This window comes from Kineosporia sp. NBRC 101677, assembly GCF_030269265.1.
Classification (GTDB): Bacteria; Actinomycetota; Actinomycetes; order Actinomycetales; family Kineosporiaceae; genus Kineosporia; species Kineosporia rhizophila.
In genome coordinates this window covers 792,712-816,454 of record NZ_BSTA01000003.1, presented here as the reverse complement: position 1 = coordinate 816,454, position 23,743 = coordinate 792,712, and the positions used below count along the sequence as shown (strand labels likewise).

General features: G+C 70.4%; 21 protein-coding genes. 11 read left to right on the top strand and 10 right to left on the bottom strand.

Annotated elements, in window-relative coordinates; genetic code table 11:
• Positions 1 to 84 precede the first annotated feature (84 nt).
• Entirely contained in the window at positions 85 to 477 is a 393-nt protein-coding gene (locus QSK18_RS12590) for a MarR family winged helix-turn-helix transcriptional regulator (protein ID WP_352396536.1), read from the top strand.
• Here QSK18_RS12590 and QSK18_RS12585 read toward each other — a convergent pair.
• The 3 genes from QSK18_RS12585 to QSK18_RS12575 form a co-directional block, all read right to left on the bottom strand.
• The gene (locus QSK18_RS12585; RefSeq protein WP_285618973.1) at positions 474 to 1,409 is read right to left on the bottom strand and encodes a N5-glutamine methyltransferase family protein; all 936 of its coding nucleotides are present in this window, start codon (positions 1,407 to 1,409) and stop codon (positions 474 to 476) included. The genes QSK18_RS12590 and QSK18_RS12585 overlap by 4 nt on opposite strands.
• A 117-nt stretch (positions 1,410 to 1,526) precedes the next feature.
• The gene (locus tag QSK18_RS12580) at positions 1,527 to 3,722 is read right to left on the bottom strand and encodes a RelA/SpoT family protein (protein ID WP_232810730.1); all 2,196 of its coding nucleotides are present in this window, start codon (positions 3,720 to 3,722) and stop codon (positions 1,527 to 1,529) included.
• A 63-nt stretch (positions 3,723 to 3,785) separates the two neighbouring features.
• On the bottom strand, positions 3,786 to 4,037 hold the full coding sequence (locus tag QSK18_RS12575) for a hypothetical protein (RefSeq protein WP_232810731.1): 252 nt from the start codon (positions 4,035 to 4,037) through the stop codon (positions 3,786 to 3,788).
• 45 nt (positions 4,038 to 4,082) lie between these two features.
• On the opposite strand from QSK18_RS12575, the gene kynU reads away from it, so the two are divergent.
• Positions 4,083 to 5,360, top strand: a complete 1,278-nt coding sequence (gene kynU / locus QSK18_RS12570; RefSeq protein ID WP_285618970.1) for a kynureninase — start codon at positions 4,083 to 4,085, stop codon at positions 5,358 to 5,360.
• Positions 5,361 to 5,363: 3 nt separating this feature from the next.
• Here kynU and QSK18_RS12565 read toward each other — a convergent pair whose 3' ends face one another.
• A complete protein-coding gene (locus tag QSK18_RS12565; protein ID WP_285618968.1) occupies positions 5,364 to 6,425 on the bottom strand; it encodes an Lrp/AsnC family transcriptional regulator in 1,062 nt (353 codons plus the stop codon).
• Between QSK18_RS12565 and QSK18_RS12560 the strand changes: the two genes are divergently transcribed.
• Positions 6,424 to 7,485: a peptidase C39 family protein gene (locus tag QSK18_RS12560; protein WP_285618965.1), complete on the top strand. Its 1,062-nt coding sequence runs from the start codon at positions 6,424 to 6,426 to the stop codon at positions 7,483 to 7,485. The two genes, QSK18_RS12565 and QSK18_RS12560, sit on opposite strands and share 2 nt — an antisense overlap.
• A gap of 38 nt (positions 7,486 to 7,523) precedes the next feature.
• Entirely contained in the window at positions 7,524 to 8,168 is a 645-nt protein-coding gene (locus QSK18_RS12555) for a thymidine kinase (protein WP_232810735.1), read from the top strand.
• A gap of 51 nt (positions 8,169 to 8,219) precedes the next feature.
• On the opposite strand, the gene QSK18_RS12550 is transcribed toward QSK18_RS12555, so the two are convergent.
• Positions 8,220 to 9,068, bottom strand: a complete 849-nt coding sequence (locus QSK18_RS12550) for a calcium-binding protein (RefSeq protein WP_285618963.1) — start codon at positions 9,066 to 9,068, stop codon at positions 8,220 to 8,222.
• A 131-nt stretch (positions 9,069 to 9,199) separates the two neighbouring features.
• Complete coding sequence (locus QSK18_RS12545; RefSeq protein WP_232810737.1) at positions 9,200 to 10,522, bottom strand: mechanosensitive ion channel family protein; 1,323 nt, start codon at positions 10,520 to 10,522, stop codon at positions 9,200 to 9,202.
• Positions 10,523 to 10,737: 215 nt separating this feature from the next.
• On the opposite strand from QSK18_RS12545, the gene fabG reads away from it, so the two are divergent.
• Complete coding sequence (fabG, locus tag QSK18_RS12540; RefSeq protein ID WP_285618960.1) at positions 10,738 to 11,535, top strand: 3-oxoacyl-ACP reductase FabG; 798 nt, start codon at positions 10,738 to 10,740, stop codon at positions 11,533 to 11,535.
• Positions 11,532 to 11,990, top strand: coding sequence for a MaoC family dehydratase (locus tag QSK18_RS12535; protein WP_232810741.1), 459 nt, complete (start codon positions 11,532 to 11,534; stop codon positions 11,988 to 11,990). The genes fabG and QSK18_RS12535 overlap by 4 nt, the downstream gene beginning before the upstream one ends.
• A 21-nt stretch (positions 11,991 to 12,011) precedes the next feature.
• On the opposite strand, the gene QSK18_RS12530 is transcribed toward QSK18_RS12535, so the two are convergent.
• Together QSK18_RS12530 and QSK18_RS12525 are read right to left on the bottom strand one after the other, a co-directional pair.
• Positions 12,012 to 13,235: an acetyl-CoA C-acetyltransferase gene (locus QSK18_RS12530; protein ID WP_285618957.1), complete on the bottom strand. Its 1,224-nt coding sequence runs from the start codon at positions 13,233 to 13,235 to the stop codon at positions 12,012 to 12,014.
• Between the two features lie 33 nt (positions 13,236 to 13,268).
• Positions 13,269 to 14,507 (bottom strand): acyl-CoA dehydrogenase family protein, encoded by a 1,239-nt coding sequence (locus QSK18_RS12525; protein ID WP_285618955.1) that lies wholly within the window; start codon positions 14,505 to 14,507, stop codon positions 13,269 to 13,271.
• An 87-nt stretch (positions 14,508 to 14,594) separates the two neighbouring features.
• Between QSK18_RS12525 and QSK18_RS12520 the strand changes: the two genes are divergently transcribed.
• The 5 genes from QSK18_RS12520 (at position 14,595) to QSK18_RS12500 (ending at position 19,903) form a co-directional block, all read left to right on the top strand.
• Positions 14,595 to 15,281: a QsdR family transcriptional regulator gene (locus QSK18_RS12520; protein ID WP_232810753.1), complete on the top strand. Its 687-nt coding sequence runs from the start codon at positions 14,595 to 14,597 to the stop codon at positions 15,279 to 15,281.
• Positions 15,278 to 15,721 carry an acyl-CoA thioesterase gene (locus QSK18_RS12515; protein WP_232810755.1) on the top strand — a complete coding sequence of 148 codons (444 nt, stop codon included), beginning with the start codon at positions 15,278 to 15,280 and terminating at the stop codon, positions 15,719 to 15,721. The genes QSK18_RS12520 and QSK18_RS12515 overlap by 4 nt, the downstream gene beginning before the upstream one ends.
• A gap of 211 nt (positions 15,722 to 15,932) precedes the next feature.
• The gene (locus QSK18_RS12510) at positions 15,933 to 17,012 is read left to right on the top strand and encodes a phosphotransferase family protein (RefSeq protein ID WP_285618950.1); all 1,080 of its coding nucleotides are present in this window, start codon (positions 15,933 to 15,935) and stop codon (positions 17,010 to 17,012) included.
• A gap of 9 nt (positions 17,013 to 17,021) precedes the next feature.
• Entirely contained in the window at positions 17,022 to 18,236 is a 1,215-nt protein-coding gene (locus QSK18_RS12505; protein WP_285618948.1) for an acyl-CoA dehydrogenase family protein, read from the top strand.
• Positions 18,237 to 18,310: 74 nt separating this feature from the next.
• Entirely contained in the window at positions 18,311 to 19,903 is a 1,593-nt protein-coding gene (locus QSK18_RS12500; RefSeq protein WP_285618945.1) for a long-chain-fatty-acid--CoA ligase, read from the top strand.
• On the opposite strand, the gene QSK18_RS12495 is transcribed toward QSK18_RS12500, so the two are convergent.
• Together QSK18_RS12495 and QSK18_RS12490 are read right to left on the bottom strand one after the other, a co-directional pair.
• Positions 19,904 to 22,345 carry an HNH endonuclease signature motif containing protein gene (locus QSK18_RS12495; protein WP_285618943.1) on the bottom strand — a complete coding sequence of 814 codons (2,442 nt, stop codon included), beginning with the start codon at positions 22,343 to 22,345 and terminating at the stop codon, positions 19,904 to 19,906.
• Positions 22,346 to 22,443: 98 nt separating this feature from the next.
• On the bottom strand, positions 22,444 to 23,742 hold the full coding sequence (locus QSK18_RS12490; protein ID WP_232810764.1) for an ABC transporter substrate-binding protein: 1,299 nt from the start codon (positions 23,740 to 23,742) through the stop codon (positions 22,444 to 22,446).
• Position 23,743: the final 1 nt, after the last annotated feature.

Sequence of the window (23,743 nt, the reverse complement as noted above, 5' to 3'; positions counted from 1 at the left end):
GGGTGACCGCGAGCAGGAAGGCGCAACGTGAACCGGCTGAACGACCCCGGGGACCCTCCGGAGAGCCCCCTGGAAGATGCCCTGATGCGCACCACCTTCCAGGTGGCGGGGGTTCTCAGCGCGGTCGGCGCGGAACACAACCTCTCGCTCACCCAGATCCGGGTCCTGGGCATCCTGCGCGACCGCCGGGTGCGGGTGACGGAACTGGCCGACTACATGGGCCTGGACAAGTCCACGATGTCGGGGCTGGTCGAGCGGGCGGAGCGAAGGGGCCTGCTGGCCCGTCGGAAGAACCCCGAAGACCGGCGGGGTGTGGACGTCGTGATCACCGAAGCCGGCCTCGAGCTGGCCGCAGTGATGTACGCGCGGGTGCGTGAACTGCTCGGCCCGGCCTTCGCCCGCCTCGACCAGCCGCAGAGCGAGCAGCTGGCCGCTCTTCTCGAGGTCTTCCTCACCCCGCCGACACCGAACGCCTAACTGACCGGGCGCTGCACGGTGAGCACGGCCAGGGCAATCCGGTCGGCGTGCTGGTAGGCCGGGGTGTCGAGTTCCTCGTCGTACACGTCGGGGTCGACCTCCACGTACGACCAGTCGAACGGCGTCCCCGCGAGCTGGTTCTCGACCTGCGCGCGCAACGGGTCCTCCCCGTCGACGATGCCGGTGCCGGAGAACAGGACCAGGCTGCCGCCCGGGGCCAGCCGGTTCACCGCGGCATGCATCACCTTGACCGGAAGCCCGTGGCCGCCCACCCCGCCGTCCCGGTAGCGCCGGCCCAGCGGGTCGATCATGAACGGGGGATTGGAGACCACCAGATCGAACTCGCCGTCCACGTCGTTCAGCAGGTCGCTGCGCTGCGCCGTGGCCCGGTCGGCGAGACCGGCCGCGGCGGCGTTGATCCGGGCCAATCGCAGGGCCCGGTCGTTGATGTCGACCATCACCAGCTCGGCCTCGGGGCACCGGGCGGCCAGCGTGATGCCGATTGCCCCACTGCCGCAACCGATGTCGACGATGCGTCGCACCGGGTTCGGGCGGCGTTCCAGATGAGCCAAGGCGGCCGTAGTCGCCCGGAAGGTGTCGGGTCCGAAGAAGACCGCATCAGCTGCCAGGGTGGGAAAAGCGCTGTGCACGTACAGCCGGCCGTCCAGGCTCGAAACCCGAACGGTACTGCGGAACCCCTCCGAGGGAGTGCCCTCCAACACGCCGGCGGCCTCCATGGCCCGCAGGAGGCGCTCCGGCAGGAGCCCGGGCCGGAAGGGGCGGCTCCAGCCGAAGACTCCGCGCAGGTCCTGGGCCCAGGCATTGCCGACCCGGCGGTTCACCCGGCTGTGGGTCTCCGGGGTGACGGTGACGAATTCGTACCCGTTCTCAGCGAGAAGGGTGAGCAGGTCGAGCAGCGCGCCGTCGGTCATCAGAAAGGCTCCTTGGTTCCGATCACGAGCGCGCCCGTTGGTTCCAGGTGCCTCGCACGCCCAAGCCTGCAATCCGCGCTGCCCGGTCACCACTCGACCGGGCCCCAGCGAGCCGGATCAGCGCACCAGCGCCGAGCGCACCCCGGGCACTTCCCGCAGCCGGTTGGCCAGCTCCGCCCGGCTGCCCGGGTGCACCACCTCGTAGGTCTGGTGGCCGGCGCCGTCCTCGCCGATGTACGAACTGGAAGCCTCGATGTCGCAGCCGTTCTCGACCAGCGCGAGGGTGACCCGGGCGATCATGCCGGGGGCGTTCTCGCAGACCAGCTCGATCTGGGAGAGGTTGGAACCGGCCCGCACCCAGGTCAGGCGGGTGGCCCGGTCCGGGTCCTTGGCCAGCGACGAGAGCGCCTGGGGGCAGTCGGCGGCGTGCACCACGATGCCGCGGGTGCGGGAGAGCACACCGAGCAGCCCCTGGCCGGGAACCGCGTGGCAGCAGCCGGGCCAGGTCAGGCTGACGCCGCTGAGCCCGGGCGCGGTGACGTGCATGGGCGGCACACCGGCGGGGGAGGGGGCGGGGCCCGGAGGTTCGTCCGCGGGCTCCGGGCGGGTGTGGGTGACCGGCTGCGGAGGGACGGGGGCATGCAGGCTGGGTGCGTAGGGCGGGGCCAGGGCGGCGCTGGAGAGGGCGTTGGCGAGCATCGTCATGTCGATCCGGCCCGCGCCGACCTCCTCGGCCAGGGTGTCGAGCGAGTCCAGGCCGGCCGCCCGCAGCAGAGCGGCCTCGGCCTGGGCCCGGGGCAGCCGGCGGCGCGAGAGCAGGGTGACCAGGGCGGCCTCGCCGTTGGCCCGGTCGTTGTCGCGCCGGGCCCGGGTGTGCCAGGCGCGGATGCGCTGCCGGGCCCGGGCGGTGACCGTCCACTGCAGCCAGTCCAGCGAGGGCCCGGTGGTCCGGCGGGTGATGATCTCGACCGTGGTTCCGCTGGTCAGACGCGTGTTCAGGGGCACCAGGGCGCCGTTCACCCGGGCCCCCGAGCAACGGTCACCCACCTCGGAGTGCACGGCGTAGGCGAAGTCCACCACCGAGGCGCCGACCGGCAGCGAGTGCACGTCACCACGCGGCGTCAGCACCCAGATCTCCTGCGCCTGCAGTTCGCCCGCGATCGCCGTCAGGTACTCGCTGTCGTCGGCGTCGTGCCAGGCCAGCACCCGCGACAGCCACTGCGGCTCGGCCGCGTCGCCACCCTGCTTGTAGGCGTGGTGGGCGGCGCTGCCGTTCTCGGCGTCGGTGTGCATCTGCCGGGTCCGGACCTGCACCTCGACCATCCGCCCGTTCAGCAGCACGGTGGTGTGCAGCGAACGGTAGGCGTTGAACTTGGGCCGGGCGATGTAGTCCTTGAACCGGTCGGGCACCGGCTCCCAGAGGGCGTGCACCAGGCCGAGCACCCGGTAGCAGTCCTCCACGTCCTCGACGATCACCCGCACCCCGATCAGGTCGTGCAGCGTCTCCAGGTCACGGCCGGTGGCCGCGGTCTTGCGGTAGATGCTCCACAGGTGCTTGATCCGGCCGCTGATGTCGTGCCCGCCCTGGGTGCCGGTGGCGGCGTCCAGGTGCTCGCCGAGGCGCTGCATCGCCTCGTTCAGGGTCTCTTCCAGGTGCGGGCGGTTGACCAGCTCGGCCCGCAGCTCCAGGTACTCGTCCGGGTAGGCGACCGCGAACGCCCGGTCCTCGATCTCGGCCTTCATCAGGGCGAAGCCCAGCCGGTGGGCCAGCGGCCCGTGGATCGCCAGCGACTCCCGCCCGATCCGGGCCGCCTTGGCGGCGGGCAACGAGCCGATGGTGCGCAGGTTGTGCAGGCGGTCGGCCAGCTTGATCGTGACCACCCGCGGGTCGGCCGCCAGGGCGACGAAGAGCTTGCGCAGGCGTGCGGCCTCGACGCGGTCCGGGTCGTCCCCGCGTACCGCCGCGACCTTCGTGGCCCCGTCCACGAGAAGGGCCACCTGCGGACCAAAGGTGCGCTCGACGTCTTCAAGTGTGACTTCGGTGTCCTCGACGGTGTCGTGCAGCACCGCCGCGATGACCGTTGCGGGTGGTGCGCCTACCCCGGCCACGATCGTGGCTACGGCCAGCGGGTGCGTGATGTACGGCTCGCCGCTCTTACGGTCCTGCCCGGTGTGCGCCCGCACGCCGTAGTCGATGCCCTTGTGCAGCTCGGCCTTGGCCTCTTCGTCCCACCCGGCAGCATCGACGGCCTCGTCCAGCTCGCGGACGGCGGCAGCGATGAATTCCTCGGGGGTGAGGGCGGGTGTGGGCATGGGCACGAGCCCATCATCGGCAGATAGGCCGCCCGAGTGAATACCGGGAGCGCAACATCACGGTCAGGACAGGTCGTCGGGCACCGCAGCGGCGATGATGTCGTTGCGGAACTGCTCCAGGGTGGCTTCCTCGAGATACCCGTCCACGGCGAGCTCGGGGGCGATGGTCAGCCACCAGTCGAAGATCTCCTGCACCTTCGCCCGGGGGATCACCACCGACAGCGCCGGCCCGCCCAGGAAGGTGCAGACCACCAGCCCAGGACGGGTCTGGTCGGCCGACAGTTCGACGACACCGGGCAGGACGATGGGCTCCATTGGGCTCCACGGTAACGAATGAGGGCTTCCTGAGAGGATCTGCCCATGGTGGGCGACGAGTTTTCGGGTATCAGCAGGTCCGATGCGCAGCAGATGGACGCGGCGGATCCGCTCGCCCGCTTCCGGGACGATTTCGTGTTCGCCGACCAGGAGACGATCTACCTGGACGGCAACTCGCTGGGCCGGCTGCACCGGGACGTGCCCGCCGCCGTCAGCGCAGTGGTCACCGAGCAGTGGGGCAACCAGCTGATCGGCTCGTGGGGCAACTGGATCGAGTGGTCCGGTGCTCTGGGCGACCGGCTGGCGGCCTCGGTGCTGGGGGCGCGGCCGGGCGAGGTCGTGGTGTCGGACTCCACGTCGGTCAACTTCTACAAGCTGGCCGTCGCGGCGCTGGACGCGGCCGGGCCGGGGCGCGACGTGATCGTCCTCGACGCCGAGGAGTTCCCCACCAACCGCTACATCGTGCAGGGCCTGGCGCAGGCTCGGGGCCTGCGCCTGCGGGTGGTCTCCAGCGATCTGGACGAGGGGCTGAGCACGGACGACCTGGGCCGGGTGATCGATCAGGACGTGGCCCTGGTGGTGCTCTCGATGGTCTCCTACCGGTGCGGCGCGGTGCAGGACATGGCCGCGGTGAACGAACTGGCCCGCGAGGCCGGCACGAAGGTGCTGTGGGACCTGTGCCACGCCGCCGGCGCCGTGCCGATCGACCTCACCGGCACTGGGGCGGAACTGGCGGTGGGGTGCACCTACAAGTACCTCAACGCCGGACCGGGCGCCCCAGCCTTCCTCTACGTGCGCAAGGAACTGCAAACCGCTCTGCGTCAACCCATCTGGGGCTGGTTCGGCCAGCGCGACCAGTTCGGCATGGGCGCCGACTACGACCCGGTGGACGATGTCGGCCGCTTCCTGGTCAGCACCCCGCCGATCCTGGCGATGGCCCCACTGGGCCCGTCGCTGACCTCGTTCGAGCAGGCCGGTCCGGCCGCTCTGCGGGCGAAGAGTGTTGCCCAGTGCCAACTGTTGCTCGACCTGACCCGGGAGTGGCTGGAACCGCTCGGGTTCCGGGCCGCGATCCCGGCCGAGCCGGGCCGGCGGGGTGGGCACGTGTCGCTGGAACACGCCGAGGCCTGGCGCATCTGCCGGGCCCTGGCCGAGAAGGCCAAGGTGATCACCGACTTCCGGGTGCCGAGCCGGATCCGGATCACCCCCGTCCCCTTGTACACCCGCTTCACCGACGTGTGGGATTCCGCCGACCGGTTGCGTGAGGTGGTGGAAAGCAGGCAGTACGAGGCATTCGCGGCCGAGCGCTCGCGAGTCACCTAGAAATCACCGCCAGGGCAACGGCACCGGGACGTAACCGCAGCGGCGGCCACTGTCGTCGAAAAGCGTGCCCATCCGCTTGACCACCCGGGTCACCATCCAGCGATCGGTGACCCGGGCCTGGGGAAAACGCCGCTGCAGCGACAGTTCGATCGCGTCCAGGTCGTCCAGCTCACGCATCCACAGGGTGGCGACCAGGTTGTCGGGCGAGACCGTGGAGGCGCACAGCCGTACCGCCGGATGCCGGGACAGGGCGGCCGCGACCACCGGCAGCGAGTCCTGCGGCACCGACATCCACAGCTGCACCGAGGCGTTCCAGCCGATCCGGTCGTGCGCGAAGTCGGCCCGCATCCGTACCCACGGCGACCGGGTGAGCCCGGCGATCGTGCGCCGGGCGAGGGCCACCGGGATGCCGGCCTCGGTGGCGACCTCGACCGCCGAGCGCCGCACGTCGGGCTGCAGCGCCCGCAGCACCCGCTCGGTGAGCGGCGAAGGTTCCAGTTCGGGGCGTTCGGCGCGCTCGCCCTGGTCCTGCTGCAACAGGCCTTCCAGGCTGCTGCGCTGGGCCGAGGTCAGGGCCATCAGGTCCGACTCCGAGCCCTCCCGGTAGATGGTCCGGACGAACCGGGTGCTGGTGGAGACGACCCCGGGCACGGCGGCGACGTGGTCGGCCACGTAACGGTCGAGGGCGCTGGGGGAGTCGGCCAGCACGTTGACCGTGAGCTCGCGCGGGCCCGAGGTGCACTCGACGTTGAGCACCGCCGGCTTCTGGGCGACGGCCGCGACCACTTCGGCCCGTCGGCCTGCCTCGCAACGGATCTCGATGACGGCGAAGCTGGAGCGCAGCGGCTGCCCGTCGGCCGAGTACACCCGGATCCGCTCCGGCAGCACGTAACAGGTGGTCCAGGCCAGCCCCGCCTCGGTGAGCCGGATCCACCGGCGCGACAGCGTCGAGGCGTCGCTGCGCAGCACCGGGGCGAGGGCGGTCCACGAGGTCCGCGGGGCGAACTGCAGGGCGTTCAGCAGCTGGAGGTCGAGATCGTCGAGCACAGTCCATGATGGCGCCATGAACAACCCGCTGGCTGTCCGCTTCCACCCCTTCGACCGGGCCACGCTCCCGGAATCGTTCGAGCGGCTCGTGCCACCGGCGTCACGGGCGCGCTGGCATGACATCGACCGCTCGGCCTGGGGGCCGCGCCTGGTCGTGGCCACGCACGAGGGCAGTGCGGACGAGTGGGTGGCAGCCGCCCTGGTCACGTCCCGCCCGCACACCTCCTACCAGAAAATTGTGGACGTGGTGGGCACCTCAGCCGGTGTCGATGCGGTGGTGGAGGCGGTGTTTGAGGACGCCCGGCGCGCCGGAGCGGTTGCCGTCAAGTGGGAGGGTGGCTGGGGCGCGGGTTTCACCCAATTGGAGCCCCCGCTGGTCTCCGGCCCCGGTACGAGCTTCCCGGCCACGGGTTCGGTGCGCTGGCTGGTGCCCGAAGTCACAGTGCGCCCGGTGCGCTACTACGGCCAGACCACCATGTACACCTGTGGCGCGGTCACCGGGCTCTCGGCCTCGGCGGCCCTGGCGCCGTCGGCGGGGGATCAGGCGGTGCTCGACGCGGAGGCCGAGATGGCCTTCTGGGCCGAGGCGACCAATCACCCGGCCTGTGAACCGGTCGGGCTCGGGGTGGCCCTGGCCCGCCGCCGGCCGGACCTGGACGTGACCATCGCCCTCGACACCGACCAGCCGGTGGTGGTGGAGCACCTGAGCGACGAGGAAGGCGCCTGGCGGGCCGACCTGCAGCGTCAATCCCGCCGGGCGGCGGCCGAACTCGGGATTCCGGTCGTCTCCCGGCGGCTCACCGTCGCCGAGATCGCGGCCGCGCTCGAGGACGGGACCGAGGTGCTCCTGCTGATCTCGATCCAGCTGATGCGCGGGTTCCCGGTGCCGCACTGGGTGCGCTGTTGCGGGGTGGCCGGCGACGCGGTGCTGATCGACGACCCGGCGGTGGACCCGGCCTCGGGGGAGAGCTGGGTCGACGGTCACTTGCTGCCGATCGCCTTCGCGGCGCTCGACGAGATGGCGGCCTACGGGGACGGCGGTTACCGCGGTGCCGTCCTGCTGCGCCGTCGTGGCTGAGGCCCGGAGCAGGGCCGGGCAACTGGCAAGATACCGGGGTGCCAGAACTCGTCTTCTTCTCCGGGACCATGGACTGCGGCAAGTCGACCGTGGCGCTCCAGACCGACCACAACCACCGCATCCGCGGCCGTCAGGGCCTGCTGTTCTCCCGGTTCGACCGTTCCGGCGAGGCGGTGATCTCCAGCCGCATCGGGCTCTCCCGGGCGGCCAACGAGGTGCATGACGAGACCGATCTGCACGCCTTGGTCACCGCCCGGATCGGCGCTGGGCACCCGGTCGACTACGTGGTCTGTGACGAGGCGCACTTCTACACGCCCGAGCACGTCGAGCAGCTCGCCCTGCTGGTCGACGACCACGGGGTGGACGTGTTCGCGTTCGGGCTGATGTCGGACTTCCGGACCCGGCTGTTCCCGGCGTCCGCCCGCTTCGTGGAACTGGCCGACCGGATCGTGGGTTCGCAGGCCGAGGCCCTGTGCTGGTGCGGGGCCCGGGCCACGCACAACGCCCGCACCGTCGACGGGGTGATGGTGGTGGCCGGTCAGCAGGTGGTGGTGGGCGACGTGAGCGCCGGGGCCACCGGTGCGGTCGCCTACGAGGTGCTCTGCCGCCGGCACCACATGCGCCGGCAGACGGTCGCCACGTCGGCCAGTCTGGACCTGAGAGAGCCCCGGACGACGGTCTGACCTCCTGACTCCAGGAGTCGCCGCCGCCCGGGGCTGCCGGGTTCAGATCACTCAGATGTCGACGATGGTGTTGTTGCCCGCCCCGCCGGAGATCGTGTCGAGGCCGGCGCCGCCGGAGATGTAGTCGTCCCCGCTGTTGCCGAAGATCGTGTCGTCGCCGCTGTTGCCGTACAGCGTGTCGTTGTGCCGGCCGCCGTACAGTTCGTCGTTGCCGGTGCCGCCGGTGATGCTGTCGTCACCGTCGTTGCCGTAGATGATGTCGTCGCCGGCGTCGCCGTACAGCTCGTCGTTGCCGCCGCCGCCGTTGATCTGGTCGTTGTGGTCGCCGCCGTAGGCCTTGGCCGTCCCGCCGACCAGGTTGATCGTGTCGTAACCGTGGTCGCCGTAGGCGATCCCGTTGGTGCCGAGGGTGATGTCGTCGTTCGCCTCGCCACCGTAGACGACCGCGTCGTTCGCCTCGGGCCTGCCGGTGACGTAGACGTCGTTACCCACGCCGAGGTTGATCTCGGTGAAGTTGGTGGCCCCGGTCGTGTTCGTGTAGGTCACCCGGTCGGCGCCGTTGCCGAGCCGCACCTCGGCGACCGGGGCGGTCTTCGGGATCTCGCAGACCACCTTGGTCAGGTCGGCGCTGTCCGGGTGGGTGCAGTCGTCGTAGGCGACGATCGGGACGCTGTCGTCGGCCGTGAAGACGAACTTCTCCTCGGTCTCGGACAGGGTCAGGTCGAGCTGGTTGTTGATACCCATGTTCCCGTCGTAGGTGAAGCCCTTGTCGGACGCCCAGACCACGGAGTTGGCGTCGGCGGCGTGGGCCGTCCCGGTGAGCAGCAGCGGGGAGAAGCCGACAGCGAGCATCGATGCGGTGCCGACGAGAGCGGACACGCGGTTACGGCGCAGAGTCATGCAGATTCCTCCGAAGGTCAGGGATGACGTGACTGACGTTGCCAGAGGGAATCCCCTTTGCGTGATTGAAATAGAAAAAGTACGAATTCGTCACATTCGCAGGATTCGCAGGCAGCGGGCTCCCGGGCTGTCTACAGTTCCTCGGCCTTCGGGACGCTGAACGAGGCGGTGAAACCCGCGGTGTTCAGGTCGAGGTACAGCCGGCGCCGCAGCACCGCCAGGGCCTGCTCCAGCGAGGTGTCGGCCACCCGGCCGGTGACCCGCAGCACCACGTGGTCGTCGCCCGCGTTGATCAGGCCGTTCAGCACCGTGCGGGTGAGCACCGGCACCTGCGCGTCCTCGAGCATGTCGCCGAGTCGCTCCAGGTCGTCGAGCGTGCCCGGGGCCAGGGCGAGCGGCTGGGTGTCGACCAGGTCGGCGCTGGAGGTGGCGGCGGCCAGGGCGGCCAGCGCCTTGCGGGGTGCGCGGGGTACCAGCACCGGCAGGATCTCGACCAGGGTGCCGGGCACCTCGCCGCGGTCGATCGGGTTCTCGCCGGCCGCCGAGGCCAGGTCACGGTCGAGCCGGTCCAGGCTCATCCGCACCACCCGCTCGGCCGCGGCCAGCCGGCCGGCCGCGGTGGGCGGCAGGGCGGACTCGGGGGAGTCCGGGAAGCCGGCCCGGATGTCCAGCGTCAGGTGGGTCTGGGCCTGGGTGCGGTTGCCGAGGCGGGCCACCTCGCTGTGGCGCACGTGCCAGATCGTGCCGTCCTTGCCCCGCAGCCGGGTGGTCCGCAGCCCGATCTCCTCCACCACCCCGGCCGCGCCGAACGTGGTGTCCACGTAGTCGCCGATCCCGTAGGTGTCCTCGACCAGGACGAAGAGCCCGGCCACGATGTCCTTGGCCAGCCCCTGCACGCTCACCGCCGCGATCACGCCGAGCAGCCCGGCGGTGAACACCCCGGCCCGGGAGAGCCCGGTGCCGGAGACGAAGATCAGTACCCCGGCCACCACCAGTGCGGCCGAGGTGAGGTGGGCCAGGAGCGAGGCGATCGCCTTGGCCCGCTGGCGCCGGCGTTCGTTCAGTTCGGTGGCGCGCCGGGCCATTTCGTCGATGTGCGACTCGCTGCGGCGCCGGGTGCGCGGGAACAGCCGCGGCCAGGCGCGCTGCCCGGGCCAGATGGTCAGTGCGTCCCAGCGTCCGGACCAGGCACTGGTGGCGATCTTGTCGGCCACCGAGTCGATCAGACGGTGCAGGACCAGCCGGGCCACCAGCAGGCCGGCCACCACGAGTACGGCCTTGAGGGCGAGATGCGCTGCGGTGTCACCGATGTCGAGCAGAAGGCGGGTCAGGGCGTCCGGGCCGTCCTGGGCGGCGTCGGACACCTCGTTCCACAGTTGGGCAGGGTCGGCGCTGGCCGTTGTGTCCGGGCCGGGTCGGGCGGCGTCGGACACGACGGATGTTGCGGAGAGCACGGGGTTCCTTTCGGGAAGGGGAGGGACAGGAGCTGGCGCCGTCGCCGAAGTCGTCCAACGAATTGTGGCGGCCGGTTATGCCGTACTCGTCGGTCACTGGCCGTTCGGACGAGGTGGGTCCGGCGTTACGCTTCCGGAAACTGCTCGAATGAGCTAGATTTCGTTCATACCGACCGGTCGGTTGTAGTTCTCCTCAATGCCGAGAGGATCCACTGGTGAGCACTGAATCCAGCGCGACCACCCCGTCCGTCGCCGTCCCGCCGGAGACCCGCGTGGCCATCGTCACCGGCGCCGCCCGTGGGATCGGCGCGGCCACGGCCCAGCGGCTCGCGGCCGACGGGCACCACGTCGCCGTCGTCGACCTCGACGAGGCCCAGGCCAAGGGCACGGTCGAGGCGATCACCGCGGCGGGCGGCCGGGCGATCGCCGTGGGCGCCGACGTCTCCGCGGAAGATGCTGTGGCGCAGGCCGTTCAGCGGGTCGCCGACGAACTGGGCGCGCCCACGGTCCTGGTCAACAACGCCGGGATCCTGCGGGACAACCTGCTGTTCAAGATGGCGGCCGGCGACTGGGACGACGTGATCGGGGTTCACCTGCGGGGCGCCTTCCTGATGAGCCGGGCGGTGCAGAAGCACCAGGTCGCCGCCCGCTGGGGGCGGGTGGTGAACCTGTCCAGCACCTCGGCCCTGGGCAACCGCGGGCAGGCCAACTACGCGGCGGCCAAGGCCGGGCTGCAGGGTTTCACCAAGACGCTGGCGATCGAGCTGGGGCCGTTCGGGGTCACCGCCAACGCGGTCGCGCCGGGCTTCATCGAGACGGAGATGACCCGGGCCACCGCGGCTCGGGTGGGCGTGGCGTTCGAGGAGTTCGCCGCCGCCACGGCCGCGCAGATCCCGGTCCGCCGCAGCGGCCGGCCCGAGGACGTGGCCGCCGCGGTCGCCTTCTTCTGTTCTCCGGACGCATCTTTCGTCTCCGGTCAGGTTCTCTACGTGGCAGGCGGTCCCCGCACATGAGCATCGAGATCGCTTCTCCCGAGCAGCTTCCGGAGGCGGTGGGGCGTTCGGCCACCGGGGAGTGGTTCGCCGTCGAGCAGGACCGGATCGACCGGTTCGCCGAGGTGACGGAAGACCATCAGTGGATCCACACCGATCCGGTGCAGGCGGCGGCCGGGCCGTTCGGCGCGACCGTGGCCCACGGCTACCTGACCCTCTCGCTGCTGCCCCGGCTGGTGGCCGGCCTGGTCGAGGTGAAGGGCGTGTCCATGATCGTCAACTACGGTCTGGACCGGGTGCGTTTCGTGACGCCGGTGAGCGTGGGATCCCGGGTGCGGGCCCACACCACCATCGTCTCGGCCGAACCGGGCTCCCGCGGAACCCGTCTGACGTCCGACGTGGAGGTCCAGGTCGAGGGCGGTGACCGGCCGGCCATCGTGGCCCGGTCGATCTCGCTGGTCGTGCCCTCGCCCTGAACCTCCCGGCGCAGGTGGCGGTCAGCTCACCCGTTCGAGCACCATGGCCATGCCCTGACCGCCGCCCACGCACATCGTCTCCAGGCCGAACGTGCCGTCACGTTCCTGGAGACCGTGCACCAGCGTGGTGGTGATCCGGGCGCCGGTCATGCCGAACGGGTGGCCGACCGCGATCGCCCCGCCGTGCACGTTGACCTTGTCGAGGTCGGCCCCGATCTCCTTGGCCGAGGGCAGCACCTGCGCGGCGAAGGCCTCGTTCAGCTCCACCAGGTCGATGTCGCCGATGGTCAGGCCGGCCCGGGTGAGCGCCCGGCGGCTGGCCTCGACCGGCCCGAGGCCCATGATCTCCGGCGACAAGGCTGTGACGGCGGTGGAGACGATCCGGGCCAGCGGGGTCAGGTCGAACTCCTCCACCGCCCGGTCGCTGGCGATCACCAGGGCCGCGGCGCCGTCGTTGAGCGGGCACGCGTTGCCCGCCGTCACCGTGCCGTCCGGCCGGAACCGCGGCTCCAGCCCGGCCAGGGTCTCCGCCGTGGTGCCCGGGCGCGGGCAGTCGTCGGCCGCCACCACGGTGCCGTCGGGCAACGTGACCGGGGTGATGTCCCGGGCCCAGAACCCACTGGCGATCGCCGCCTCGGCCCGGCCCTGGCTGAGCGCGGCGTAGGCGTCCTGCTCCTCGCGGGAGACCCCGGTCAGCTGCGCCACGTTCTCGGCCGTCTGCCCCATCGAGATGTAGATGTCGGGCAGTTCACCGTCTTCGCGCGGGTCGTGCCAGGTGGTGCCGCCCTCGGCCGCGCGGGCACTGCGGGCGACGGCGTCGGCGAAGCGCGGGTTGGTGAGGTCCTCGCCGGGGATGTAGTCGCTGCTGCCGCGTTGCATCCGGCTGACCGACTCGACCCCGGCCGAGATGAACACGTCGCCCTCGCCGGCCCGGATCGCGTGCAGTGCCATCCGCGTGGTCTGCAGGCTGGAGGAGCAGTACCGGTTGACCGTGGTGCCGGGCACGTCGTCCAGCCCGGCCAGGACCGCGACCACCCGCGCCTGGTTCATGCCCTGCTCGCCGCCGGGCATGCCGCAGCCGAGCATCAGGTCCTCGACCCGGCCCGGATCGAGCCCCGGCACCTTGGCCAGCGCGGCCCGGACCATGTCGGCGGCCAGGTCGTCGGCCCGCACCCCCTTCAGCGAGCCCCTGTGGGCCCGCCCGATCGGCGACCGGGCGGTGGCGACGATGTAGGCCTCAGCCATCGGATCCTCCTTCTTCTGCAGTGGTCGGTGAGTTCAGACGAACGCGGAGACGCCGGTGATGTCCCGGCCCACGATCAGGTTGCTCATGTCCCGGGTGCCCTCCAGCGAGTACAGCGCCTCGGCGTCGCCGAAGTAACGGGCCACCCCGCCGGCCAGGGTGATCCCGTTGCCGCCGAGCAGTTCCCGGCACCAGGCCACCACCTCGCGCATCCGGCTGGTCGCGTACGACTTGGCCAGGGCGGCGTGGGCGTGGCTCTGCCGGTCCTCGTCCTCCATCCGCGACACCTGCACGCACAGGGCGATGCAGGCGGTGATGTTGCCCAGGCACTGGGCCAGCCGGTCCTGGACGAGCTGGTACGAGGCGATCGGCTTGCCGAACTGCTCACGCTCGCCGACGTAGCGCAGGGCCGCCTCGTAGGCGCCGATCGCGACCCCGACCGACTGCCAGGCCACCCCGGCCCGGGTCAGCCGCAGCACGGTGGCGACGTCCTCGAAGGACCGGATCTCGGGGAGCCGGTCGGCCTCGTCAACCTCCACGCCCTGCAGCACGATGTCGGCGTTCTGCACGATCCGCAGCGACTGCTTGCCCTGGATCTTGGACGTGCTGAAGCCGGGCGTGCCGCGCCGCACCAGGAAGCCCTTGACCTGCTGGTCGGCCACGTCACGGGCCCAGATCACCACGACGTCCGCGAACGTGGCGTTGCCGATCCAGCGCTTGGCGCCGTCCAACACCCAGGTGTCACCGCGGCGCTCGGCGGTGGTGCGCAGCCCCCGGGCCGAGTCCGAGCCGGACAGCGGTTCGGTCAGGCCGAACGCGCCGATCAGCTCGCCCCGGCTCATCGGCGGCAGCCAGGTCTGCTGCTGCTCGGGCGAGCCGCCCAGGGCGATCGAGTTCATGCTCAGGCCGCTCTGGACCCCCACGAACGTCGCCGTCGAGGCGTCCACCCGGCCCATCTCCAGCGCGGCCCAGCCCCGGAAGACCGAGCTGTTCTCGAAGCGCGCCGTGCTGGGGATCTGCAGGCCGAACATTCCCAGGTCGGCCAGCGGCCGGATGATCTCGCGGGGGAACTCGGCCCGGTCCCAGTAGTCGTCGGCGATCGGGCGTACCTGCTGTTCCAGGAAGGTGCGCAGCCGCAGCACCGCCTGCTGTTCCACCGGGCTGAGGTCGGCCTGGAAGTTGTAGAAGTCGGCCTTCAGTATGGCCGGAACCGGGGTGTCGAGGCGATCGCCCGCACTTCCCGCGGGCCGGACTTCGCCAAGCGTCTCGGTCATGGTCTCCCTCGATCGTCGTCGGCCGAGCTCGTGCATCACTTCCGAGAATGTTGCACCACGACCCGGGGCCCGGTCTACAGTTCCCTCATGCCGAACGCCGCAACCACATTCGCCGGCGAGGACCTGCCCGGATCGCACGGCACCGCCCTGGCCCTGGTCGGCGCGGCCAGTGCGCCCTCCTGGCTGTCGCAGCGCCTGCACAGTGGTGAGCACCCCGACACGGCGGCCGCCTTCCGGCTGGCCCGCGAGACGTTCATTGCTGGTCAGCGCATCGACATGGGACGTCTGGCGGCTCGTCTCGGGATCGACCGGACATCGTTGTTCCGCTGGGTGGGCAACCGGGACAGCCTGCTGTCGGAGGTGCTGTGGTCGCTCGCCGTGCCCACGTTGTCCCAGGCCGACGAGGCGCACGCCGGACTGCGCGGGCCCGAACGGGTGGTGGCGGTGCTCACGTCGTTCGCCGAGGACCTGATCTCGGCGGAGTACTTCCGTACCTTCCTGCGCCGCGAACCGGCCCGGGCCCTGCGGCTGCTGACCACGCAGGAGAGCGAGATCCAGCGGCGCTACGTCGCGGTGGTCGAGCACCTGGTGCGGACCGAGCTGGGGGAGCACCCGTTCGGCACCGCGATATCGCCGGGCGAGCTGGCCTATCTGCTGGTGCGGATCTCGGAGTCGCACACCTACGCGGACCTGATCACCGGAGACACCCCGAGCTTCGACCGGGTGCGCACGGCCTTCGAGTTCGTGGTGCGGCCGGCCGGAGACGCCCGATGAGTGAACCGGCCGGCGGCTACCACGGTCTGTTCCCGACCCGGTGGAACGACAACGACCAGTACGCGCACGTGAACAACGCGGTCTACTACGAGGCCATGGACACCACGATCAACACCTGGCTGATCACGGTGGGGGGTCTGCGGCCGGTCGGAAGCAGCGAGATCGCGGTTTGCGTGTCCTCGGCCTGCGAGTACCGGGCGCCGATCTCGTTCCCGGACGTGATGCGGGTGGGCCTGCGAGCGGGGCGGGTGGGTAGCTCCAGCGTCACGTGGGAGCTGGAGATCCACCGGGTTCCGGGTGCGGAGGAAACGGCAGGTGCGGGGGACGAGCCGGCCGCGGTCGGGCGTTTCGTGCACGTGTTCGTAGATGCCGAGAGCCGTCGGCCGGTGCCGATTCCGCCCGATCTGCGGGCCGCGATCGAGCGGGATCTGCTCGTCTGATGTTCGACGGGAGGCCCCCTCAGGCGCGCTGACGCGCCCCAGGCCGCCACGCTCGTCCCTAGTTCGCGCAAGCCGGCCACCTCGTTCTCCGACCGTCCCCGCAAAGCTGCCACCACCCGTCCCCAAAAACCCGTCGCCCACACCCCTGCACGACAAACCGACCGAGCGGTATGCTGCCGGAAGTCGCAGGTTCTGGGCGAGAGGAACACGGATGACCCAAGACTCACGCTCCGGTGCGGCGTCCCCGCCGACCCCGGGCCTGGACGTCCCCCGGTTCGAGAGCTGGTTGCGCCGGGCGCATCCCGACCTGGCCGGGCCCGGTGAACTGACCGCCACACTCATGCCCGGCGGTCGCTCCAACGTCACCTATCGCATCGCAGGCGCTGCCCAGCCGATGGTGCTGCGCCGGCCCCCGCTGGGGCACGTCCAGGCCACCGCCCACGACATGGCCCGCGAGCACCGGGTGATCAGCGCGCTGGCCGGAACCTCGGTCCCCGTACCTCAGGCGCTCGCTCTCAACCCCACGGCCGACGTCTCCACCGGCTTGGACTCCCCGTTCTTCCTGATGTCCTGGGTTCCGGGCCACGTGCTCACGCACCGGGGGCAGAACGCGGGGTACACGCCCGGTGAGCTCCGGGAAGTCAGCTTCGAACTCGTCCGGCTCCTGGCCGAACTGCACCGGCTCGACCCGGACAGCGTCGGGCTGGGCGACTTCGGCCGTCCCGAGGGCTATCTGGGCCGCCAGTTGCACCGTTGGGGTCTGCAGTACGACGGCTCGCGCTCGCGCGATCTGCCCCGGCTGGACCTGTTGCAGGAACGACTGCGGGAGGGCGTTCCGGAGACCGTCCGTAGTGGACTCGTGCACGGGGATTTCCGTCTGGACAATGCGCTCGTCCGTCCCACCGGCGGGGCTTCGCCCATCAGCGCGATCCTCGACTGGGAGCTGTCCTCGCTGGGAGACACCGCGGTCGACATCGGTCTGCTGGGGCTGTACTGGGAGATCAACGCGATCGTGCCGGGCCGGGCCTTCAGCGCCGTCGACCCGGCGGCCGGTTACCCCTCGTTCGAGGAACTGCTGGACACGTACGGCGAGATCCTGCGCACCCACGTCGCCCACCTTTCCTGGTACCGCGCCTTCGCCGCCTTCAAGCTGGCGGTGATCCTCGAGGGGGTCCACTTCCGGCACCAGGCCGGAGAAACCGTCGGCGGGGGTTTCGAGAGCATCGGCGACTATGCCCGACCCCTCGCCGAGCACGGCCTGGCCCATCTGTCAGGCGCAGCCACCAGCTGAGGAGACCACGTGGACTTCGCACCGGACGAACGCACCCGGGAACTCACCGACCAGGCCCGGGCCTTCCTGGCCGGCCACGTCCTGTCGGCCGAACCGGTTCTGCACCAGCAGCTCGCCGCTGAACCGGATCGCTGGTCGGCACCTCCGGTGGTGCGGGAACTGCAGGAAAAGGCGCAGGCGGCCGGGCTGTGGAACCTGTTCTTGCCGGGCGCGCACGGCGCCGGGCTCAGCCAGGTGCAGTACGCGCCGATCGCCGAGCTCACGGGACACTCGCCGCAGTTGGCCCCGGTGGCGATGAACTGCGCGGCCCCCGACACCGGGAACATGGAGCTGCTGGCCCAGTTCGGAACTCCGGCGCAGCAGGAGCGGTGGCTGCACCCGTTGCTGCGGGCCGAGATCCGTTCGGCGTTCTGCATGACCGAACCCGGCGTCGCCTCCTCCGACGCCACCCAGATCGCCACCCGCATCCGCCGGGAGGGCGACGAGTGGGTGATCACCGGACGCAAGTGGTGGTCCACGGGGGCGATGAATCCGGACGCGCGCCTGCTGATCGTCATGGGAGTCACCGACCCGGACGCGCCCCGGCATCGGCAGCAGAGCATGGTGCTGGTGCCGCGGGAGACCGAGGGCGTGCAGATCGTGCGGCCGCTGACGGTTTTCGGTTACGACGACCGCGACCACGGTGGCCACGCCGAAGTCGCGTTCGACCAGGTCCGGGTGCCGGCCGACGCCGTGCTGGGCGGTGCCGGTGAGGGATTCGCGATTGCCCAGGCCCGGCTCGGCCCGGGGCGCATCCACCACTGCATGCGGTCCTTGGGGGCGGCCGAGCGGGCCCTGGACCTGGTGCGCGAGCGGGCCACGGCGCGTTCCACCTTCGGGCGGCCCCTGGCCGAGCGAGGGGTGATCCGTGAGTGGATGGCCGAGGCCCGGATCCAGCTCGAGGCTCTGCGCCTGCTCGTGCTCAAGACCGCCTGGCTGATGGACACGGTCGGCAACAAGGCCGCGATGACCGAGATCCAGGCGATCAAGATCGCGGTGCCCCGGGCCGTCCAGGAGATCCTTGACCGCGCGATCCAGGTGTTCGGCGCGGCCGGGGTGTCGGACGAGGTGCCCTTGGCGGCCCTGTGGGCCGGCGCCCGTGCCCTGCGCCTGGCCGACGGACCCGACGAGGTGCATCTGTCCTCACTGGGCCGCGCCGAGTTCCGGCGGGCTCCCGTTCTCTGAGGCACAAACGTCCATTGTTCTGAAGCTTTTTCACTGGCAAGGCACCCGCTCAGCGACGAGACAGGGGATCCACGATGAACCCGCACCATGACGATGCACTGACCGGAGCTGGGCACGGCACCCTCTCCGTGGCCGCCATCCTGGCCGAGACCGCCCGCCGTACCCCCGAGCGCACGGCGCTGGTGATGGGGGAGCGGTCCATCGCTTACGGTGCTCTCTGGGACCAGACTCGCGCTTACGCCGGGGCATTGGCTGCGCGGGGGGTCGGCCCGGGAACCCGTGTGGCTGTGCTGATACCTAACGTGCCGGACTTCGCTCGTGTGTACTACGCCGTGCTGTCGCTAGGGGCCGTCGTGGTTCCGGTGCATCTGCTGTTCAAGGCCGAAGAGATCGAGCACGTGTTGCGCGACAGTGGTGCATCCCTGCTGGTGTTGGCGGCCCCCGCGCTGGCGGACGGACTTCCCGCGGCGACATCGGCCGGGGTGCCGGTGGTGACGGTGCTGCTGCCCGAGGGTGCTGGTGGTCCGGAGGGCCCGAGCCGGCTGGAGGACGAGGCCCGCGCCAGTGAGCCGATCCGCCACTACGTATCGGTGAACCCGCTGGCGCCGGCCACGATCCTGTACACCAGCGGTACCACCGGCCGGCCCAAGGGGGCCGTGTCCAGCCACCTGGCCCTGGTCGAGCAGGTGCACGTCGCCCTGATCGACACCGCCGAGATCACCTCCGACGACGTGATCTTCGGGGGACTGCCGTTCTTCCACACCTTCGGTCAGTCCTCGGTGCTGAACATCGGGTTCCGGCGGGGGGCCTGTGTGCTTCTGCTGCCCCGCTTCGATCCGGACGAGGCCCTGAGTCTGATGGTGCGCCACGGTGCCACCATTTTCACTGCCGTACCCACGATGTTCCTGGGGCTGGTGCAGGCGGCGACGCGTGCTGAGGGCGTTCCGCCGCTCAAGTACGCGGTTTCCGGTGGGGCCGCGTTGCCGGTGCCCCTGCTCGAGGCGTTCGAGAAGACGTTCGGCGCGGCGGTGCACGAGGGCTACGGCCTGACCGAGACCTCTCCCACGGTGTCGTTCAACTACGTGGGCGAGCCGCCCCGGCCGGGGACCGTCGGCCGGGCGCTGTGGGGTGTCGACGTGGAGATCGTGGACCCGGCGGTGGACGACGCGATCGTCTTTCTGGACGCCGGCCAGCTCGGCGAGATCGTTGTGCGTGGGCACAACCTGTTCAAGGGGTACCTGGGCAATCCCGAGGCGACCGCGGCGGTCATGGTGGACGGCTGGTTCCGCACCGGCGATCTGGGGACGAAGGGTGAGGACGGCGTCGTCACCATCGTCGACCGGAAGAAGGACATGATCGTGCGCAACGGATACAACGTGTACCCGCGTGAGGTGGAGGACGTGATCCTGCGCCACCCGGACGTCGCTCAGGCCGCTGTCTTCGGGGTACCGGATGCCGTGCACGGCCAGGAAGTGCACGCGGCGGTGGTGCTGGTTCCCGGAAAGTCGCTGCCCGGCCAGGAACTTCTGGAGTTCGTACGGGAGCGGGTGGCGGCCTACAAGTATCCGAGGGTGGTGCACGTGCGGGAGTCTTTGCCCACCGGCGCCAGCGGCAAGCTGCTCAAGCGGGAACTGGTTGCTGAGCAGGCAACGGCGGGCAACGTCTGATCAGAAGGGTGGTTCGCCGTTCCCGGGGTGCTGGCTGGTGCTTTCGCCCCGGGGGGCGTGCGGCGGGCGGGGTAGGGACGGGAGACTGCGCAGGTTCAGCATGCGGCGTAGGTCATGGACGGCTTGGCGGTCGAGCCTCTGCTGCCAGCGGCGGGTTCGGCGGGACGTGCGGGTGTTGGCGGGCAAGGTGTCTTGGTGGGTGTCTCGGTAGGTGTCTTGGTAGCTGGCGGTGTCGGAGCTGGAGCCAGTTGCCGCCGATGCTGCGGCGCTTGGACTGGCCGCTGACGGCGCAGTTGGCCCACGTGAGGCGGACCTAGGCGAGGCAGGCCTGGGCACTCCTGCGGCGGACGTCCTTGCCCGCGCCGCGTCGGAATCGGGGCCGGACGGGTTGGACGGGATGGGTAGGTTGGGCGTCGGTCCCTGAGCGGCGCCGGTAGTTCTGCTTCCTTGACGGGGTTTCGTCGAGGGGACAGGTGGCAGAGTCCAGCCCTTCATTCCGGGTAGGCAGGGTGGTGCGCTGTTGTGGCTGGTTCCGTCCGGCGTGGTCCAGATGATGGTGCCGTAGGGGTAAGGCTCGTCGGGGCGGGTCAGGCGGGCTTGCCACCCTCCGAAGGTCTTCAGGCGGTGGTGCCGGCGGCAGGCCGGCCTCATGTTGCAGGCGCACGAATACCCGCCCTGGTCAAAAGGTCTCACATGATCGAGATCGCATCTGCTGGAAGGCTGGGGGCAGCCAGGGTAGGTGCAGTGCTGGTGGCGGGAGACGATCTGGCGGATCACGGCTGAACTGAGGCGGTAGCGATTGGCCTCGGGTGAGGCGTGATCGTTGCCCTCCGGGCATCCGGCGGGTGGGAAGCTGCCCGGGGGGATGGGAGATGCGGGGAGCAGGGTGATGCTGCCGGCCATGGCTGCCAGTTGGCGGGCGTAGTCGGCTGCGATGGCCCCGTAGCCCTGGAGGAGGCCTGGGGTGTCGTTCAGGCCCAGGAGCGTAGCGTCGGAAATGGTGACGACGAGGTGTGGGCCTCGGCCCCTGCGGCGGGGGAGCGTGGGCAGCTTCCAGAAGGCAGGGATGTGCCCTGCAGGGAGTGGCTGTAGCCCGAACTGGGTGTACTCGTGCGCCTCAGCCTCCGCCGTTGCTTCAGCCTCGGCGTTGCCTTCATCAGGGGCACGGCCGAGGCTATCGCCCGCAGTTGCAGGTTCGTCCTGACGGCAGGGTGGGCAGTCGGTCTCTGCCGCGTCTGCAGTGCCCTGCTCGGGCTGCGGATCTGTTGATGACGTTGCTGCCGGGGTGCTGGTGCTTGAGTCTGCTGGTGTGGCCGAGCTCTTAGCCCCCGCGGCGTCGGGTTCGGTGGCAGTGCGCGGAGCGCCGGCGTCAGGGGTCCGTGCCGCCCGGGGCTCGCGGGTGTCGTAGTCGTGGTCTTCGCGAACGTACTGACGGGGGTCCTGGGCCAGGGGTACGTCGATCCCCTCGGCCAGGGCACGGAAGATGGCGGCCAAGGCATCTGCGCGTCGTTGTTCGTGGGTGCGGGGATCAGGTGTGCCCTCTGCCAGGGCAGCGTCGCGGCAGGCGTCGGCCATGGCGTCCAGGACGCCCTCGATCAGTTGTACGACGTCGGCGCTCAGAATCGCTCCGAGCGCGGCCATGCCGTCGGGCAGTACCTGCCCCCAGATCCGCCGGTCGGCCTTGGCGCGGGCGTGAGCGGCGTTGGCATCCTTCGGCATCAGGCTCAGGAAGAAGCGGTCGATCAGCTTTTCCAGGGCCGGGTAGGTGAGGGAGGGCGACTGGTCGACCAGTGCGGCCTGGAGAACGGCCCACTGTGGGCAACGCGGGCCGAACCATTCCAGGCCCGCGCGGGGATGGTGCATCCTGTTGCTGATCAGCCGGGCTCGGGCCCAGTCCAGCCGGCCGTCACGCAGCAAGGCCAGCACGTGGGGCAGATTGGTGGCCAGTTCGCAGGCGGACCTGACCAAGCTGTTCGCCCACTGCGGGGAGACCGTGAGCTCGGGGGCCAGTCGCGCGGCGACCAGCGTGGAAGAACCAATCTGGGACGGAGAATCGCTGTCTGGACTCTCGGGCCTCTCTGGGCTGTCCTGACCGTCCTGACTCTCCTGGCCGGCTGGATCCTTACGGGCGCGGCGCTGCCCACGGCGGGCCGGGGTGGTCTGAGCGGTCATCAGCGTCACCGCCTCGACCTGGATGGCCGCGGCCTGCCGCATCAGGCGCTCGCACTCCAGCACCGTCTCTGCCAATGACGTGTCGTCCAGACCGGTCAGATCGATGCTGCCGAGGTCGATCGCGACCTGCGTGGGAAAGGCGGGTGCCTCGGCGACCGCGTGGGCTGAAGGGCTCGCCCCAGCCGGACCAGCCGGCTGGGGCGTGACCACCGTTCGAGGTGCGATGACAGTCTTGCCGACCAGAAACGTCCCCTCGCTCAGTCTGCTCACATCAACACCCCCCGGTGGCAATGATTTTCGCCGTCCCAACTCCAATGAGACAAAGCTAGACCAAGCCACCGACAGTCTTGAACAAGGAGCAGACCGGCTCAGGAGGCGGAGGGGATTCCTTCGCCGCTGAGCGGGACGGCCGACCCGGTGAACGGCTCGACCGGGCCGGTCTCGGTGTCGGTGGTGAAGACCTGACCGTCGAGGTAGGCCTGGACTCCCTTGCTCACCACGGTGATCCCGGCGCCGCCGAAGGCGTCGTGGTTGGTCGCCGAGAACGTCGCCGGGACGATCCCGTTCGACTTCACCGCACCGGAGTTCAGTGCCTCGATGACGCCCTCGCGGGTGGGGTTCTCCCCGGCGCGGCTCAGCGCCTCGGCGAAGGTGTAGGCCACCGACATCCCGTAGATGGTGTTGCCGGTGAACGGGGCGTCGGAGTTGTACTCGGTGTTGATCTGCTGGAACAGCTTCACCCACTCGTCGTCGGCGTTGAAGGGCAGGTAGTTCGCCGCGACCAGTCCCTCCAGCAGTTGCGGGCCGACGTCCTCACCCAGGTATTCCACCAGCGTCGGGTAGTCGCCGCCGGAGGACGAGGTGGCCCACGAGGCGCGGTATCCCATCTGGGCCGCGGTGCCGAGCGCCAGCGCGGTGAAGCCGTTCACCGTGGCCAGCATGTTCACCGTGCAGCCGGCCGCCTGCAGGGCACCGATCTGGGCGGTCAGCGACTCGTTGGAGACGGCGTACTCCTCCTCGGCGGTGAGCTCGCCGAGCACCTGGGTGATCCCCTTGGTGAGGTCCGCGCCGAAGTCGTCGTCCTGGCGCAGGACGCAGAACTTGGCGTCGGGGTTCTCCTCCTTCAGGTAGTGCGCCAGGATCTTGCCCTCGCGCACGTAGTCGACGTTGAAACCGAAGGTCTGGGGCAGCTTGTCCGGCTGGTTCCACAGGCTCGCCCCGGAGGCCACGAACAGGTCGGGCACCTTCTGCTGGGCCAGGTAGTCGACCACGGCCGAGTGGGTGGGGGTGCCGAGGCCGTTCACGATCGCGAAGACCTTGTCCTGCTGGACCAGTTCACGGACCACGGTGGAGGTGGTGGCCGGGTTGTAGCCGTCGTCGCGGACCACGTACTCGATCTTGCGGCCGTTCACGCCACCCTTGTCGTTCAGGTAGGAGAAGTACGCCGAGGCGGCCTTGGAGATCGAGGAGTAGCCGGCCGCGGCCGGCCCGGTGAGCGGGGTGTGGGTGCCGATCTTGACGGAGGTCTCGCTGACCCCGGGACTGGTCGCGGTTCCGGAATCCTCGTCCTCGGGGGTGCTGCAGGCGGCCAGTCCGGCGCCGAGCAGAGCAGTGGCGATCAGGAACGCGGCCGGGCGGCGCACGCTGGGTCGGGAGAGCGACGTCATT

Excerpts from the sequence above, each read along its gene's own strand:
- QSK18_RS12560 (WP_285618965.1), top strand. The coding sequence starts at position 6,424 with ATGAACAACCCGCTGGCTGTCCGCTTCCACCCCTTCGACCGGGCCACG.
- QSK18_RS12535 (WP_232810741.1), top strand. The coding sequence starts at position 11,532 with ATGAGCATCGAGATCGCTTCTCCCGAGCAGCTTCCGGAGGCGGTGGGG.
- QSK18_RS12550 (WP_285618963.1), bottom strand. The coding sequence starts at position 9,068 with ATGACTCTGCGCCGTAACCGCGTGTCCGCTCTCGTCGGCACCGCATCG.
- QSK18_RS12525 (WP_285618955.1), bottom strand. The coding sequence starts at position 14,507 with ATGACCGAGACGCTTGGCGAAGTCCGGCCCGCGGGAAGTGCGGGCGAT.
- kynU (WP_285618970.1), top strand. The coding sequence starts at position 4,083 with ATGGTGGGCGACGAGTTTTCGGGTATCAGCAGGTCCGATGCGCAGCAG.
- QSK18_RS12510 (WP_285618950.1), top strand. The coding sequence starts at position 15,933 with ATGACCCAAGACTCACGCTCCGGTGCGGCGTCCCCGCCGACCCCGGGC.
- QSK18_RS12565 (WP_285618968.1), bottom strand. The coding sequence starts at position 6,425 with ATGGCGCCATCATGGACTGTGCTCGACGATCTCGACCTCCAGCTGCTG.
- QSK18_RS12575 (WP_232810731.1), bottom strand. The coding sequence starts at position 4,037 with ATGGAGCCCATCGTCCTGCCCGGTGTCGTCGAACTGTCGGCCGACCAG.
- QSK18_RS12515 (WP_232810755.1), top strand. The coding sequence starts at position 15,278 with ATGAGTGAACCGGCCGGCGGCTACCACGGTCTGTTCCCGACCCGGTGG.
- QSK18_RS12585 (WP_285618973.1), bottom strand. The coding sequence starts at position 1,409 with ATGACCGACGGCGCGCTGCTCGACCTGCTCACCCTTCTCGCTGAGAAC.
- QSK18_RS12530 (WP_285618957.1), bottom strand. The coding sequence starts at position 13,235 with ATGGCTGAGGCCTACATCGTCGCCACCGCCCGGTCGCCGATCGGGCGG.
- QSK18_RS12590 (WP_352396536.1), top strand. The coding sequence starts at position 85 with ATGCGCACCACCTTCCAGGTGGCGGGGGTTCTCAGCGCGGTCGGCGCG.
- QSK18_RS12520 (WP_232810753.1), top strand. The coding sequence starts at position 14,595 with ATGCCGAACGCCGCAACCACATTCGCCGGCGAGGACCTGCCCGGATCG.
- QSK18_RS12500 (WP_285618945.1), top strand. The coding sequence starts at position 18,311 with ATGAACCCGCACCATGACGATGCACTGACCGGAGCTGGGCACGGCACC.
- QSK18_RS12490 (WP_232810764.1), bottom strand. The coding sequence starts at position 23,742 with ATGACGTCGCTCTCCCGACCCAGCGTGCGCCGCCCGGCCGCGTTCCTG.
- QSK18_RS12580 (WP_232810730.1), bottom strand. The coding sequence starts at position 3,722 with ATGCCCACACCCGCCCTCACCCCCGAGGAATTCATCGCTGCCGCCGTC.